This is a genomic window from Paenibacillus lycopersici (genome assembly GCF_010119935.1).
Classification (GTDB): domain Bacteria; phylum Bacillota; class Bacilli; order Paenibacillales; family Paenibacillaceae; genus Paenibacillus_Z; species Paenibacillus_Z lycopersici.
Map to the genome: position 1 here is coordinate 960,292 of NZ_CP048209.1, position 15,010 is coordinate 975,301.

General features: G+C 41.5%; 11 protein-coding genes. All 11 read left to right on the plus strand.

Annotated features, from left to right (window positions below; genetic code table 11):
- Nucleotide 1 precedes the first annotated feature (1 nt).
- The 11 genes from GXP70_RS04280 to rfbD are packed head-to-tail and all read left to right on the plus strand — an operon-like array spanning nucleotide 2 to nucleotide 15,002.
- A complete protein-coding gene (locus GXP70_RS04280; RefSeq protein ID WP_162355329.1) occupies nucleotides 2-1,276 on the plus strand; it encodes an FkbM family methyltransferase in 1,275 nt (424 codons plus the stop codon).
- Nucleotides 1,273-3,402: a CgeB family protein gene (locus GXP70_RS04285; protein ID WP_162355330.1), complete on the plus strand. Its 2,130-nt coding sequence runs from the start codon at nucleotides 1,273-1,275 to the stop codon at nucleotides 3,400-3,402. The genes GXP70_RS04280 and GXP70_RS04285 overlap by 4 nt, the downstream gene beginning before the upstream one ends.
- A 16-nt stretch (nucleotides 3,403-3,418) precedes the next feature.
- On the plus strand, nucleotides 3,419-5,392 hold the full coding sequence (locus tag GXP70_RS04290) for a glycosyltransferase (RefSeq protein ID WP_162355331.1): 1,974 nt from the start codon (nucleotides 3,419-3,421) through the stop codon (nucleotides 5,390-5,392).
- Between the two features lie 33 nt (nucleotides 5,393-5,425).
- Entirely contained in the window at nucleotides 5,426-7,030 is a 1,605-nt protein-coding gene (locus GXP70_RS04295; protein ID WP_162355332.1) for a hypothetical protein, read from the plus strand.
- A 58-nt stretch (nucleotides 7,031-7,088) separates the two neighbouring features.
- Nucleotides 7,089-7,955, plus strand: coding sequence for a hypothetical protein (locus GXP70_RS04300; RefSeq protein WP_162355333.1), 867 nt, complete (start codon nucleotides 7,089-7,091; stop codon nucleotides 7,953-7,955).
- Between the two features lie 31 nt (nucleotides 7,956-7,986).
- Nucleotides 7,987-10,875 carry a glycosyltransferase gene (locus GXP70_RS04305; RefSeq protein ID WP_162355334.1) on the plus strand — a complete coding sequence of 963 codons (2,889 nt, stop codon included), beginning with the start codon at nucleotides 7,987-7,989 and terminating at the stop codon, nucleotides 10,873-10,875.
- Between the two features lie 34 nt (nucleotides 10,876-10,909).
- Nucleotides 10,910-11,794, plus strand: coding sequence for a UTP--glucose-1-phosphate uridylyltransferase GalU (galU, locus tag GXP70_RS04310; RefSeq protein ID WP_162355335.1), 885 nt, complete (start codon nucleotides 10,910-10,912; stop codon nucleotides 11,792-11,794).
- 24 nt (nucleotides 11,795-11,818) lie between these two features.
- A complete protein-coding gene (locus GXP70_RS04315) occupies nucleotides 11,819-12,553 on the plus strand; it encodes a sugar phosphate nucleotidyltransferase (protein ID WP_162355336.1) in 735 nt (244 codons plus the stop codon).
- Between the two features lie 30 nt (nucleotides 12,554-12,583).
- The gene (gene rfbC, locus GXP70_RS04320) at nucleotides 12,584-13,150 is read left to right on the plus strand and encodes a dTDP-4-dehydrorhamnose 3,5-epimerase (RefSeq protein WP_162355337.1); all 567 of its coding nucleotides are present in this window, start codon (nucleotides 12,584-12,586) and stop codon (nucleotides 13,148-13,150) included.
- Nucleotides 13,147-14,136 carry a dTDP-glucose 4,6-dehydratase gene (rfbB, locus tag GXP70_RS04325; RefSeq protein WP_162355338.1) on the plus strand — a complete coding sequence of 330 codons (990 nt, stop codon included), beginning with the start codon at nucleotides 13,147-13,149 and terminating at the stop codon, nucleotides 14,134-14,136. Before rfbC ends, rfbB begins: the two co-directional genes overlap by 4 nt.
- Nucleotides 14,133-15,002 (plus strand): dTDP-4-dehydrorhamnose reductase, encoded by an 870-nt coding sequence (rfbD, locus tag GXP70_RS04330; RefSeq protein ID WP_162355339.1) that lies wholly within the window; start codon nucleotides 14,133-14,135, stop codon nucleotides 15,000-15,002. Before rfbB ends, rfbD begins: the two co-directional genes overlap by 4 nt.
- Nucleotides 15,003-15,010 lie beyond the last annotated feature (8 nt).

Below are 15,010 nucleotides of genomic sequence, written 5' to 3' on the forward strand. Positions count from 1 at the left end.
ATTGAGCGTTAAAATGACTTCGCCAATTGAATTGACGGATGGTGTGAAATTATACGGTCATGAAGATGAATATATTACATCCGTCATTCAAAGAACGAAACAATATTACGAGATTATTGATTTACAGAAGTTCTCTCCGTATATTCCGGAGAACGCCGTTATTTTCGACATTGGTTCGAATATCGGCAATCACACGGTGTTCTTTCATAAGCATTGTAACCCGCGAAGGATTTATGCTTTTGAGCCGGCATCGGACAATGCATCATTGCTCAAAAAGAATATTATAGAAAACGGACTTGCAAATACGGTGGTCTATCAGACAGCTGTCGGCAGCACTCCAGGCAGAGCGGACTTGGTCAAAAATATCAGAAATATGGGTGAATGCAAATTAGTCGATAATCCAAATGGCGCAATAGAAGTGGTATCCATTAATTCGTTGAAATTGGAGGAACCTGATTTTGTGAAAATCGATGTTGAAGGCGCGGAGTTGGAAGTTTTGCGTGGAATGACCGATATTCTCGCTTCTTCAAGCCCGGTGTTGTGGATTGAAATTAATGATAACTTCAATGAAGTTGACGACTTATTAGGCCAGTTTCAGTATGAATTGATTGATAAACATCACTTTAATTATATCTATGTAAAACATGGTTCCCGATCCAATCAATTAGAGACGCTGCAACTATTTAAAAGAAGCATTATCCCGAACTACAACCAATTGGTATTGGACAAATGGAATTTAAACAGGTGGCTTGCCGAGGAGAAAGACAAAAACGTAAAGTTGTTGCAACAATCGAGCAACCTGGAATTGGATTTGAAAAACTCGGAACTGGCATTAACGAACGCACAATTCGAATTGGGGAATTTAGGAAGCCGATCTGAAAGGGAAATTTCGACCCTTCAGCAAGAAGTGGAGTCTCTAAACAATAGGATGCATGATTCGCAAGTGGAATCCAAGCGACTTGTTAGCGAGCATGAAACGGAAATATCGTCCTTATTGGAAAAAACAGCGAATCTTACTAACAGTCTTGAAGAAACACGCAGAAAATTAATTAACACTTGTAATGAATACGAGATTCAGAAGAAAGAACTTCATGAACATATTTTGCAGCATATTGAAGCGGAGCGAAAGGCATTGCTAGAAATGCTGGCCTTGCAGCAGCATTATCAATTGCTCGAGGCGAGGTATATGCGCGTGAGAAATACGCTGCCTGGAAAAGTCGCGGTTAAACTTCTTAAGTTTGTGAAGAGGTTAAGAAGAAAGAGGGACTTCACATGAATAAAACGCAAATAGATGCGAGGCTGCTGGAACTGAAAAAGAAAGAGCAGCTGATTCGGAGCGAGCTGGAGCATAAAAAGATAAAATACAATAAGAATGAGTGGTTTACATCAAGCAGGGTTCAACTGTTGGAGGATCGTCTGTTGACAGAAGACAACTCGGACCACTGCTATGTTTCTTTTTTGGAAACCAATAATAGTTTTGCGTTCCCGCCCAAGAAACCTATTTTTAAAAATCTGCTTATCTATAAGCAAGTCAATATTCATTTTGCGGGTGAAATAAGCGGCGAATGCGAGGTCAGATTAGTCGCTATAACGTATCTGGAAAAGGAAAAAAAGAGTACGTACTCTATCTCGCTTAATTCGAATACTGAAATTCCAATCGATTGCGAAGACGGAATGAGACTTGCCTTGCGCATTCAGGGCAATGGCTCGTTCAAATTAACTTCACTTACGATAGAGCCCATTCATAAAGTGAGTCCAGTAGCCTCGAGGCCAATCGCCTACCCATTGAACATATCGAAGCAAGAAAAGAAATTGGCGAAAAAAGTAAAAGTTGCTATGATCGTCGATGAATTTACCTACGAGAGTTTTAGACATGAGTGCGATGCGGTTTATTTGAGTCCCGATAATTGGCTGGAGACCATGCAATTAGAGAGACCCGATATTTTCTTCTGCGAATCGGCTTGGAGCGGCAAGGACCCTGATAAACGCGAATGGCGAGGCAAAATTTATAGCAGCATTAATTTCAAACATGAAAACAGAAAAGAATTGCTTCAAATCATTCAATATTGCAATGAAAATGGGATTAAAACTGTATTTTGGAACAAGGAAGATCCTTCACACTATGAGGATTCCGTGCATAATTTTGTGGATACAGCTAAGAAATTCGATATTATTTTTACAACTGCCGAAGAATGTGTAGATCGTTATAAAAATGAATATCATCATCGGCAGGTCTATCCGCTTATGTTTGCAGTTCAGCCCAAACAGTTTAATCCAATAGAAACGTTCGAGAGGTCGAATGATTTTATTTTCGCGGGGAGCTACTATAAACAACATCCTCAAAGATGTGGAATAATGGATGCCATCTTTAAGAATATCGTCGATTTGGATGCGGATAAACTAGTCATTTATGATAGGCAATCGAATAACGACGATCCTAATCATCAGTTTCCCGATGAATTCCAACCCCATATTCGTCAAAGGCTTCCATATACGCAATTGGACAAGGCTTATAAAGGATCCAAGTTTGCAATAAATATTAATACCGAGACTAATTCGACAACGATGTTTGCGCGCAGAGTCTTTGAATTAATGGCTTCAAACACGTTGGTCGTTAGTAATTATTCTGCAGGGCTCGATAAACATTTCGGGGACTTGATGTATCTTCTTCGTACTGAGAACAGTGAGGATGATCGGAAGGTTCTTGAACATGCCATTTCAATTGACAGCGAACGTCAGCGGTTAAAAGCATTGCGGCATGTATTAACGAATCACACTTATGAAGAACGGATGAATTATGTATTAAATATCGCGGGGATAGCCGTTGAGCCGAACATAACGAATGTGTGTGCAATTATTTTTATCAATAATGAAGCGGAGCTTATTGAAGCGATTGATGTATTCGAAAGCCAAAATTACATCAATAAGCAACTGCTTCTCATAAATCGAAGCGATAATCACATAGAAACAGCGGAATGGCTTTCAAAATATGGCGGCAACGCGGTGTGCATTACAGATATGCATATGATAAATAAGTACGGCAAGCAAATAAACGATTTTATTAGCGCCCAGTTTGTGGCTTTTTTGAGTTTAGATATGTATTACGGATGCAACTATCTATTAGACATGCTGTTGAGCTATAAATATCTGGATACTGATACAATTGTTGTTAAACAAGTTTCATCCCCTTCTTATCGATACACGAATAGTGGACATTTATTTGCATCGATTTTGCCGAAAGAAGCATTGAAACGGATTGAAGTGGGACAAATTGAAGCGACTAAAGATGTGTTAGTAGGAGAACTATTTAAGATTGGCTATCGGATTTTCAATTGCGACCCATACAATGTACTTTTACCGCAAGAAATAACAGAGAACAATAAAGTTAAGATTACGATATAGAAATGGGTGTACTTGAATGTTAAAAGTCAGCATTATAATCCCAGTCTATAATGCACAGAAAAAGATAAGGAAAGCAATAAGTTCCATTCTTAATCAAACAATGGACATCCAGAACATTGAAATAATACTTGTTGATGATTGTTCTAAAGATAATTCGGTAGAGATCATACAAAGTTATTGCAATTACTATCCAAATATAAAATTAATTCCATTGGAACGGAATTCCGGTAGCCCCTCCAGGCCACGAAATGTTGGCGTGCGCGCGGCAAGCTCGGATTATATTATCTTTCTGGATGCCGATGACATACTCCTAGAGAATGCTTGCCATCAGCTCTATTCGGAAAGTATACGCAACGATTATGATATTGTGCGTGGCTATTTAAAAGTGATAAAGGGGAACGATGAGTCTCATTATTCGAATCGCCTCTCTAAAGAAGATTATACAGGCTCTTCGAAGGCACTGATTGCAAACCTGATTGCGAAACAAAGTACGACGGTCGTCGGAATCTACAAGCGAAGCTTCCTGCTAGACAATAATCTTACGTTCAGCGAGTCCATTCGAATGGGCGAAGACACATTATTTCTAAGTAAGTGTTATGCAAATACGGACCGCATTCAATATATTGATGAATGTATATACGAATATGTCAAAAGGGATGAAATTGCTAATATTTCTTCAACGCAGAGCTATGGGACGAGAGAGGTCAACGATCATTTGACAGTATGGAGTGAAACGGAAGACACTCTCAAAGGAATTGGACTGGATTATTCGAGATTGAGGCTGCATGTCGGGTTTAGAGCGGCTCTTGAAAGTATGCTCAATTTCTCCAATGGGCTTATTCCAGAGGAAGACTTTAAAAAACTGGGCAAGTTTCTGCATAAGTATCAATTTATTATTCCAGCTATGCAACTAAAACCAAGATTAAGCGTTATAGTAAATAATCTATTAGATGGAGATTATGAATCCTTTACGCGCAACACAAGGAAGAGAATTGTTATTAATGGATATGATCTAAAGTTTATTAAACCGTTAATTCCATACTTCCAACAGAAGTATGAGGTGGAAATTGATGAATGGAAAGGTCATGAGGCTCATGATGAGGAACGAAGCCGTTCTCTACTTGAATGGGCGGATGTGATATTTTGCGAGTGGATGTTAGGAAATGCAGAATGGTATGCCGAACATAAAAAGGCACATCAATTTCTTTACATTCGGATGCATAGATTTGAGCTGTTTCAACAATACGGCAATCGTCTGAATATCGAAAATGTGGATGCATTTATCGCAGTAGGTATGCATTATTATGAAGAGTTCATCAATATGTTTAATCTTCCTCGTGAAAAAGTAAGGTTGATTCCTAATCATGTTGACTATGACCGCTTTAATAAAGAAAAAGATCGGGACTTTCACTTTAATATTGCCGTGCTTGGTGCATTACCTGCAAGAAAGCGACTGGATCTCGCAGTAGAGTTAGTTGAAAGGCTCATTGTCCAAGATAATCGATTTCAATTACATATTATCGGATCTAAGCCTGAAGATGTTACATGGCTTTGGAAAAACGAAACCGAGAGAACCTATTATGAACACGTCTACACGAAGATAAATAGTGATCCCAAGCTTAAAGATGCAGTTATATTTGCAGGCTGGCAAGACAGCGCAGAGTATTTGAGACGGATTGGCTTTGTCATATCGGTTAGCGATTCGGACAAACCAGAGAGCTTCCATCTTGCTCCCGCGGAAGGGATGGCTTCTGGGGCAGTTGGACTGCTCCTTAAATGGCCAGGTGTTGAATACATTTATCCAGCAGATTTTACAGCAGACAATATTGATGAGATGGCGAATAAGATTGTTCAACTCAATAAAGATCTTGAATTGTTCCATCACTTAAGCAGTAGAGGAAAAGAGTTTATTCAAACTGCTTATAGCATCTCAACTATTGCTGAACAGTTCGATCTACTTATTCGCAAAGATTTTTTGCGCAGAAATTAAATGGTATATACTAAAATATAAAGGAAAAAATACATGAGAACAATGATGCTTCCTCCATTGATAAATAAGTATCAAGTATATACAGATAACTTAACTGCTAAATTAAGGTTCTTCATGGAAGTATCTGAAACCCTTTCAGGTGGGGGAACTGAAAAAGTAATCTTGAATCAGCACACGGATCGAATTCTAAACTTTACTGACGCAAGCGATCGGCTGAAACTCGAAATAACTCAACGAACCATTGAAAATGGCGATGAGTTTTTTTTCCTAAGTATGATGAACTTAACGGAGAAGAGCCAGACTTTAAAGTTTTCGCTTGTCTTAGATTTAGATAATGAAGGGGAATCCAGTGTTTTTGATCTAAATGAACAGTATATAAAGCCTTCCTTCAGTCAACGTTACGGGGAGAACAAATTAACGACTCCAAGTAAATACATTCACACATCTAGTGGCTCAATATTAGTTTCAAAGTATGTTGTATACTCGGATAACATATTAAATTATCCGGATCAAAAGAGAAGTATCACTAGGAAACTTATTGAAGAACTTGATAATATTAAGGTCTTGCGTAAATCAAATGCCGTTCATATTGAAACGATGGTCAACCTGCCAGCTGGTTTGAAATCGGATTTGTTTCTCTTAATCAGCGAAGAAGCATTGTTCTCATCTGATCAAAGTAGGATTGAGTTCTTTAATGACTATAAGACTTCGATAGCAAACAATGATGTCCGGTTTAATATGTGGATTACACCTCATGGCTCCTATACGAAACTGCCGTATTCCATTGAGCCTTTTAGTCCGGATGCATATGGCATAAATCTTCATCATATGTCCAAAAAAGAATTGTTAAGATACTACCAAAGGACCAATGACCGATTCTTTTATAATTTAATGTATAATGCAATCGTTCAATTGTTCGGCTATCGACCTGTAATTGATGGATTGTTTATTACTGATTACACGTCGACGTGGTTGAAAAAGGATTTTCTAATTCAATCTCCCTATATCGATACAAGATTAAATGAAACAGTTACGCTTGCAATCGAAGATTGTAAACATTTGTTTTCATTCGCAGAGCTAGAGAGCTTTCATTTAAATTATGCGAAGTTCTTGGTGGCGTATTCAAAAAAGGGGAAGTTATTGAGCGTTCAAGAGGGGGCCTATTTTTTCCCAGACTATTTCTCGTTAGAGGAACAAGCAAAGCCTACACATTCAAGCCTAAACCATCAACTTGGTATATTGAATTATTTATTGAAGAAGTTTCAGTTAACGGGTACGCAGGAATATGAGCGTGTGGCCAATGCAATGTTAAAAGCGATCCAATTGACAAGCAAACGTTGGATTATGGAGAATCGCAATCTATTCTATAAGGTGTATTACAAAGACAATGAGCTGCATTATGGCGATACCGATTATGTTTATGTTACCTTACTTGACTTACTCCTCGTCCAGAGTAGTTTGCAGAGTATCTACAAACAAAAACATCCGGCCATCGATGAATTAATAATAAGCAAGATGAGGTTTTTGGAAAACAACAATTACGGGCTACAAGACGAGCAAGCATTACTGCCCCCGAATGAAGACATATTGTCAAGGAAACAAGCAGAGAAACTTGCCTTGCAGTTAGGCTATCTTTGAGTATCGCTAGTGGCGGTGGATTGCCTCTCTCTTATAGGTAGAAGATTGGAGTATTCCGATGCATTTAAATAGCGCTCATGAAACGCAAGGTAAAAGGGATATGTTAATTTGGTTGCAGTCGATTGTGGAGGGAGAAGTCGTTGCAATCGTCGATTGTGCTCGTGAATTGCAGCTCAGTGATGCATTAAGCCATTTATTTACTGAAATCCATAAAAAAGCATTGACATTGACAAGCTTCGAGGATTTGAAAGCGTCTCATTATGATAGTGTTGCTAGCATCTGGCCTATTCATTTCATAAACGATGGATACCGAGCGTCTTTAGATCAAATACGTGACGAGAGTTCGCTAGCCGTTATTATTCCGTATCCTACGGAGAAGCATTCGATTGAAAACTTGGCTAAGATTTTTGAGCAAATCGAGCGAAGCTGTTCCATAAGACGAATCGAAATGTCAATTCTAGGGATTGGACTAGCAGCGACAAAACAAAGAGACGGCATCAGACCATTGCTTGGCAAGGAAGCGTCACCCCAGCTGAAGGCAATTATTGATCAGCACTATGCAGCGTTTAAGGAAGCTGCAGAGTGGAGCTCCGCCAACATTCAATTACAGCTTGCGAACCTGAAGCTCGCGAATGTCATACTTGCCTCGCAAAATGCAAGGTTAGCAGAAGAGCTTGAACACAGTCGAGGCAAAAACGCCGAACTTAAAAATGTCATTGATTCAAAAAACAATGAGCTTCTGAACAGGCTTCATTCCGAAGAAGAATTGCTTATAAACTGCAAGGAACTCATGCATGAGCAAGTCAGGTTAGAGGCTAAATACTCGAATATCACGAAGAAATATGAGCTATTAAGCCGAGCAAAGCTTGGGAAATTGACGATTCGTTATTGGAAATATAAGAAGCGCATACCTGAAGACTTTTAAGTTGAGGTGAATGATGATGGATCTAAACTATGTGAATCAAAAAATAGAAGAGATCAATCGTTTGAGAGCTCAACTTCTAAACGAGATGCACTCAAATGGCGAGGGAGAGGCCCCGTCTCCCTCCCTGATGCATGGCAATAAATCTTTTATCCGCATGCAGGATATTAAGATCGCTTGTATTATGGATGAATTTACCTTTAATTGCTTCGCTCCGGAATGCAATCTTCAGCAGGTAACACCATCGGACTGGAAGAACGAATTAGAGGTATTTCAACCGGATATGTTTTTCCTTGAGTCGGCTTGGAGAGGGCTTAATGGGTTATGGAAGGCGAAAATCGATTATTTTAGCGATGAGTTAATTGAGTTACTAAGTTACTGCAAGGTGAACAACATTCCCGTGATATTTTGGAATAAGGAAGATCCGGTATTCCATGATACTTTCCAGCAAGCGGCCCGGTACGCGGATTATGTGTTTACAACGGATATCGATTGCGTGAAATCTTATAAAACGATCGTCAATCACGATCGGGTGTTCTTGCTGCCTTTCGCTGCACAGACGAAATACCACAACCCCATTGAGCGTTTCGAGCGAGAAAACAAGTTCTGTTTCGCAGGCGCTTATTATAAAAGATACAAAGACCGAACAAGGGATCTAGAAACATTCGTTGACGCGATTACCAGTGAAAAGCAATTGGACATTTACGATCGGAATTATTTTGATAAAAATACCGAATATAGGTTTCCAAGGAAATACAGAACGTTGATTAAAGGGTATCTTAAAGCAAATGATATCGGCAAGGCTTATAAAGGATATCGTTTCAATGTGAATATGAATTCTGTAAAGCAATCACAAAGCATGTGCGCTCGGCGTGTGTTTGAACTGCTTGCTTCCAATACCGTCACGTTTAGCAACTATTCAAGGGCGATTCGCAACCTGCTGGGCGATTTGGTCATCTGCACGGACGATGGCAGGCGAATTCGCGATGAAATCCGCAAGTTTGATGATGCAGAGTATTACAATAAATTTCGTTTAGTAGGATTAAGAAAGGTCCTTTCTGAACATACCTATCGTATTCGTTTCGCTTATATAATAGAAAAAGTTTTCGGCAAGCAAAATGATTTTTCAAAACGAGTCGCCGTGGTGGCCAAAGCCGGGTCGAAAGAGGATATCAATCGGATTCGAGAGCAATTCAACAAACAAACCTATACAAATAAACGACTTTATATATGTGCAGCGTATGAATATGTGTCTGACGACGAAGTTGAATTATTCGCTCGGAGTGAAGAAGCCATTGTACGACTTCGGGAAGAAAGCCAATATATCGCCATACTTTCAATTGATGATTATTATGGTTCGAATTATCTTCAGGATTTAGTACTGGCGCTTGAATATGGTGATGAGACAGCGATAACGAAAGCGACTTATTTTGCGCAAGTCAATGACAGGGTCGTTAAGCAAAACAGCGACAATTCGTACAAATATGTAGAGTCTGCATGCGTAAGAAGATCCCTTTTGACTTTGGATCGGATTACGAATGCGGATATCGAACGTTACATCGAGAATGTGAATGATGCTGAGATCGGAAGCCGGAGTCTTTCGATCGATGAATATAATTATGCCATGAACGTCGCAGCGGCAGTTTGTAAAGAAGCGGATGATTTACGGATTCAAGACACCGGTATTGTTTTGAGCAGCCTTGATCATGTAGTTGAAAGCATTCATGCAGGAAATGCGATGGTAACGGGTTCCATTCGCCCGCTAAACGAATCCGAATGTTACCTTTCGAAGTCAAAATCGCTCCTAATCGTTGACGATTATCCGAGTTATTCGGATTTATATAGAAACGGCTTTATTCACAGCCGCGTAGTAGAGTACCATGACCGCGGACATTCCGTGGATGTATTTCGGTTCAGTGAACGGCATCGGGCGGGTTTTTCCGAGTTTAATGGGATAGACATTGCAAGCGGCTATTATGAGGAAATCAATCATTTGTTGTTTTACGCAAAACATAACACAGTATTGCTCCACTTCCTGACAAAAGCTTTATGGGACGGAATTAAAAGCAGCGTTAAGGGAAAAAGAATCGTAGTTTGGGTGCATGGTGCTGAAATTCAACCATGGTGGAGAAGAAAGCATAATTTTCAGGCGCGTCATGACAAGGATGCTTTACAACATGAGTCGGAACAGCGTCTAGCTTTCTGGAGAGAATTGTTTCATCTTGCAAAGCAAGAGACGGGTTATGATCTTCATTTTGTGTTTGTATCGCAGTATTTAGTAGCGACAGCATTTGAGGATTTGAATATGGACTTGCCGCTAGAGAAGTTCAGCATTATACACAATTACATTAATGGCGAGGTATTTAAGTATCGAACAAAGGATCGATCACTTCGAACGAAAATATTATCTATAAGACCCTTTGCCAATCATAATTACGGCAATGATCTGACCGTTAAAACGATTCTTTTACTTTCTAGTCTTCCTATATTCCGAGAACTAGAGTTCAGAATTATCGGTAAAGGCGAGTTGTTCAAAGAGACGGTCAAGCCGATTAGGAAGTTTAAAAATGTTATTATAGAAGAAAGGTTTCTGAGACAAGAGGAGATTGCCGAACTTCACCAACACTACGGCGTCTTTTTGGTGCCAACTCGCATGGACTCTCAGGGCGTTTCGAGAGACGAAGCGATGTCGTCAGGACTTGTGCCAATCACAACAAATGTCGCGGCCATTCCGGAGTTTGTTGATAGCAGCTGTGGAATGCTCGTTGATGCTGAAGATTTCCATGGGCTTGCTGACTGCATTATAGAACTTTATCAAAATCCTGACTTATTCGAACGTTTATCTTGGAATGCTTCACAACGAGTGAGGGTACAAAGTGGAGTTCAACAAACGATAATTAGAGAACTTGAGCTTCTTAAATAGCACCAAGAGGGATTATGAGGAGGATAAGGCGCCAATGAAGATAAAAAAGGCAATCATTCCTGCCGCGGGTCTTGGAACCAGGTTTCTGCCAGCTACGAAGGCGATGCCGAAAGAAATGCTGCCGATCGTGGATAAACCAACCATTCAATATATTGTTGAAGAAGCAGTGGCGTCTGGAATTGAAGATATTATAATCGTAACAGGTAAAGGGAAGCGAGCAATCGAAGATCATTTCGACAGCAATTTCAAACTAGAAGAGGTTTTGAGGGCATCAGGCAAGTATAAACTGCTTGATGAAGTTCAAAAATCTTCCTATATGGCGGATATCCATTACATTCGTCAGAAAGAGCCTCAAGGGCTGGGACATGCTATCTGGTGCGCCCGCAAATTTATTGGCAATGAGCCCTTCGCTGTTTTACTGGGGGATGACATCGTAGAGGCAGAAGAACCATGCTTAAAGCAGATGATCGCATTATTTGAACATTATCAAAGCTCGATTGTAGGTATTAAACCCGTTCCAGACAATGAAGTATCACGCTATGGGATTGTTTCGGGTACTTCAATTAGAGACGATTTATTTCAAGTTCATTCACTTGTAGAAAAGCCGGTCAAGGAAGTGGCGCCCTCCAACAACGCAATTATGGGACGGTATATCCTGACTCCAATGATTTTTGATTTATTAGGGGATCAGGGTGTCGGCTCGGGCGGCGAAATTCAATTAACCGATGCCATTCAACGTTTAGTACAATATGAGGATGTTCTAGCCTATCAATTCAAAGGAACGCGTTACGATGTGGGAGAGAAAATAGGTTTTATTAAGACAACTATCGACATTGCGCTCCAGAGGCCGGATATTAGGCAGGAGTTGGTAGCTTACTTACAAGACGTTTTTGATCAGTTGCGAGTGAAGTCTAGTTGATTTTCAACAAGGGGGTACATAACCATGAAAGGAATCATACTAGCTGGAGGGACCGGTTCCAGATTACTTCCTCTTACTAAAGTTACGAATAAGCATCTCTTGCCTGTAGGTCGGTATCCTATGATCTATCATGCCATTGCCAAGTTGAAATCGGTCGGTATTACCGATATTTTAATTGTCACCGGTAAGGACCACATGGGGGATGTTGTTGGTCTTCTTGGGAGCGGAAGCAAATTCGCTGTGTCATTCACTTATAAGGTGCAAGATGAGGCAGGTGGAATCGCGCAAGCGCTTGGATTAGCAGAGCGTTTCGTAGGGGCAGACCAAATGGTTGTAATCTTGGGCGATAACGTATTCTCGCATGATATATCGGGGTACGTTAATAGTTTCCGTGTTGAGAGACAGTCTGCCAAGATTCTCCTTCAGAGGGTGCCCGATCCAAACAGATATGGAGTTGCGCTGCTTAAAGGCGATGTCATTGCCGAGATTGTTGAGAAGCCTACTCAATTTATTAGTGACTATGCAGTAACGGGGATTTACATGTTTGATTCCAGCGTATTTGACATTATTCGGACGTTAAAGCCATCTCGCCGCGGCGAATTGGAAATTACCGATGTGAACAACCATTATATTGAGAATCAAGCTTTGAAATTCGATATTCTTCCAGGTTGGTGGACCGACGCAGGAACGATTCAATCGTTGGGGGTAGCCAATGAGTTGGCCAAGGATATTATACTTGGTGAAGAATTCGAGGGATGAATGGAAGCCATTTTGAGGAGGTATAGCAACATGATGGTTCGAGAAACATCGTTGCCGGGTGTGAAATTAGTCGAACCGATGATTTTTGAGGACGATCGAGGCTTTTTTATGGAGAGCTATAATCGGGATGTCTGCCGCCATCATGGTATACAAGTCGACTTTGTTCAAGATAACCACTCGCTATCCGTAAAAGAGGGAACCATACGGGGGCTTCATTTCCAGATCGGCCCAAAGGCGCAAGCCAAATTAGTTCGTGTAACGACGGGTTCTATTTTCGACGTAGTCGTGGATGTGCGACAAGGTTCGCCTACTTTCGGACAATGGGAAGGTTTTACACTTTCGTCAACGAACAAACGGCAGTTATTTGTCCCCAAAGGTTTTGCACACGGGTTCTGCACATTAGAGCCTCATACGGAAGTGCAATATAAAGTAGATGAGTATTATTCGCCTGAGCACGATAGGGGAATTATATGGAACGATCCGACGCTGGCTATCCATTGGCCGTACGAGGCTCCAATTTTATCTGACAAAGATCGAACCCATCCTCTTTTCCGGTCCGTAGATGTGAATTTCTTGTACGAGGAGGGGGACAATTGAGGATTCTCGTTACGGGAGGCTCCGGCTTTATAGGAAGTAATTTTATTCACTATATGCGGCGTGAATTCCCGGATTTCCGGATCCATAATGTTGATTCCTTGACTTATGCAGGGAATCCGATGAATTTGGCGGCATTGGAACAGGACCCGCAGTATTGTTTTAGTAGAGCTGATATTTCCGACCGGCTTGCTATGGAGTCGATATTGAAGCAAGGGTTCGATGCGGTAGTCAATTTTGCAGCCGAGTCACATGTTGATCGCAGCATTGCTGACCCCGGTATTTTTGTGCAAAGCAATGTTGTAGGGACTCAAACCCTTCTTGATTTGGCCAGACAATACGGAGTCGCTAAGTTTGTACAGGTATCGACGGACGAAGTGTACGGTTCGCTCGGCAGTACGGGGCTCTTTACCGAGAATACCCCGCTTGCGCCGAACAGTCCATATTCCGCCAGTAAGGCGGGGGCCGATCTGCTTGTGCGCGCATATTACGAAACTTATGGCATGAACGTCAATATTACGCGTTGTTCAAACAACTACGGGCCATATCAATTTCCGGAGAAGTTGATCCCGCTTATGATCCAGCAAGCGCTGCAAGACAAGCCGTTGCCCGTTTATGGCGATGGATTGAATGTTCGCGACTGGCTGTATGTCGAAGATCATTGCAGTGCTATCGATCTTGTCCTTCGCCAGGGAAGAGCGGGAGAGGTATACAACATCGGTGGCAATAATGAACGCAATAATTTGCAAGTCGTGAAATCGATCTTGGCAGCGCTCGGCAAGCCGGAATCGCTCATCTCTTTCGTTCAAGACCGCCTAGGCCATGATCGAAGATATGCCATCGATGCCTCCAAGATCCGTTCGGAGCTAGGTTGGACGCCGAAGTACGATTATGAATCCGGAATGAAGTCAACGATTCAATGGTACTTGGATCACGAGGATTGGATGGCGTCTGTGCATGCAGGTACATATCGGAGCGGTCGGATATGAGAAAGAATAACAAGCTTAAGATTCTCATAACGGGGGCGAACGGTCAGCTTGGTCAGGAGATCGTACAATTGGGTGATCGTTTGATGGTTGAAATAAGCGGGTTTGGGCGTGAGAGGCTGGATATTACGAATTTGGCGCAGTGTCAAGCGGTGATAGCCGACTATATGCCCGATGCGGTTATTCATTGTGCTGCTTATACGGCTGTCGACAAAGCGGAATCCGAGCCGGAAGAAGCCTTTCGTATTAATGCGGAGGGGACGCGCAACGTGGCGCTAGCTTCGAAAGCGATCGGGGCCAAGCTCTGTTATGTGAGTACGGATTATGTGTTCGATGGCTGTGCATCAACGCCCTATCAAGAACAGGACCCGGTCAATCCGCTAACCGTATACGGCGATTCCAAGCTGGCAGGAGAATCAGAAGTTCGGTCGATAATCATGGAACATTTTATCGTGCGTACTTCATGGGTGTTCGGGAAATACGGGAAAAATTTCGTGAAAACGATACGCAAGCTTGCCAAAGAAAAAGATAGGTTACAAGTGGTGAACGATCAATTCGGTTCGCCGACGTATACGCTCGATCTCGCGAATTTTCTATTACAACTCATACAAACCGAACATTATGGCATCTACCATGCCTCTAATAGCGGTGCTTGCTCATGGTACGAGTTTGCTCAAGCCATCTTGCAGGAATGCGGTCTGAACCAGGTACGGCTTGAGCCTTGTTCGACAGCTGAATTTCCTCGCCCTGCAACAAGACCGGCTTTTTCCGTCATGGACCATGCAGCTATCAGAAGGTATGGTTTTGCTGAATTCAGACCTTGGCAGGAGGCGCTGAAACATTTGCTTGAGACGAAAAAAGTACAGTAGGGTCACGG

What these genes read in the sequence shown, in the direction of transcription:
- GXP70_RS04285 (WP_162355330.1), top strand. Translation starts at nt 1,273, where the DNA reads ATGAATAAAACGCAAATAGATGCGAGGCTGCTGGAACTGAAAAAGAAA.
- GXP70_RS04290 (WP_162355331.1), top strand. Translation starts at nt 3,419, where the DNA reads ATGTTAAAAGTCAGCATTATAATCCCAGTCTATAATGCACAGAAAAAG.
- GXP70_RS04295 (WP_162355332.1), top strand. Translation starts at nt 5,426, where the DNA reads ATGAGAACAATGATGCTTCCTCCATTGATAAATAAGTATCAAGTATAT.
- GXP70_RS04300 (WP_162355333.1), top strand. Translation starts at nt 7,089, where the DNA reads ATGCATTTAAATAGCGCTCATGAAACGCAAGGTAAAAGGGATATGTTA.
- galU (WP_162355335.1), top strand. Translation starts at nt 10,910, where the DNA reads ATGAAGATAAAAAAGGCAATCATTCCTGCCGCGGGTCTTGGAACCAGG.
- GXP70_RS04315 (WP_162355336.1), top strand. Translation starts at nt 11,819, where the DNA reads ATGAAAGGAATCATACTAGCTGGAGGGACCGGTTCCAGATTACTTCCT.
- rfbC (WP_162355337.1), top strand. Translation starts at nt 12,584, where the DNA reads ATGATGGTTCGAGAAACATCGTTGCCGGGTGTGAAATTAGTCGAACCG.
- rfbD (WP_162355339.1), top strand. Translation starts at nt 14,133, where the DNA reads ATGAGAAAGAATAACAAGCTTAAGATTCTCATAACGGGGGCGAACGGT.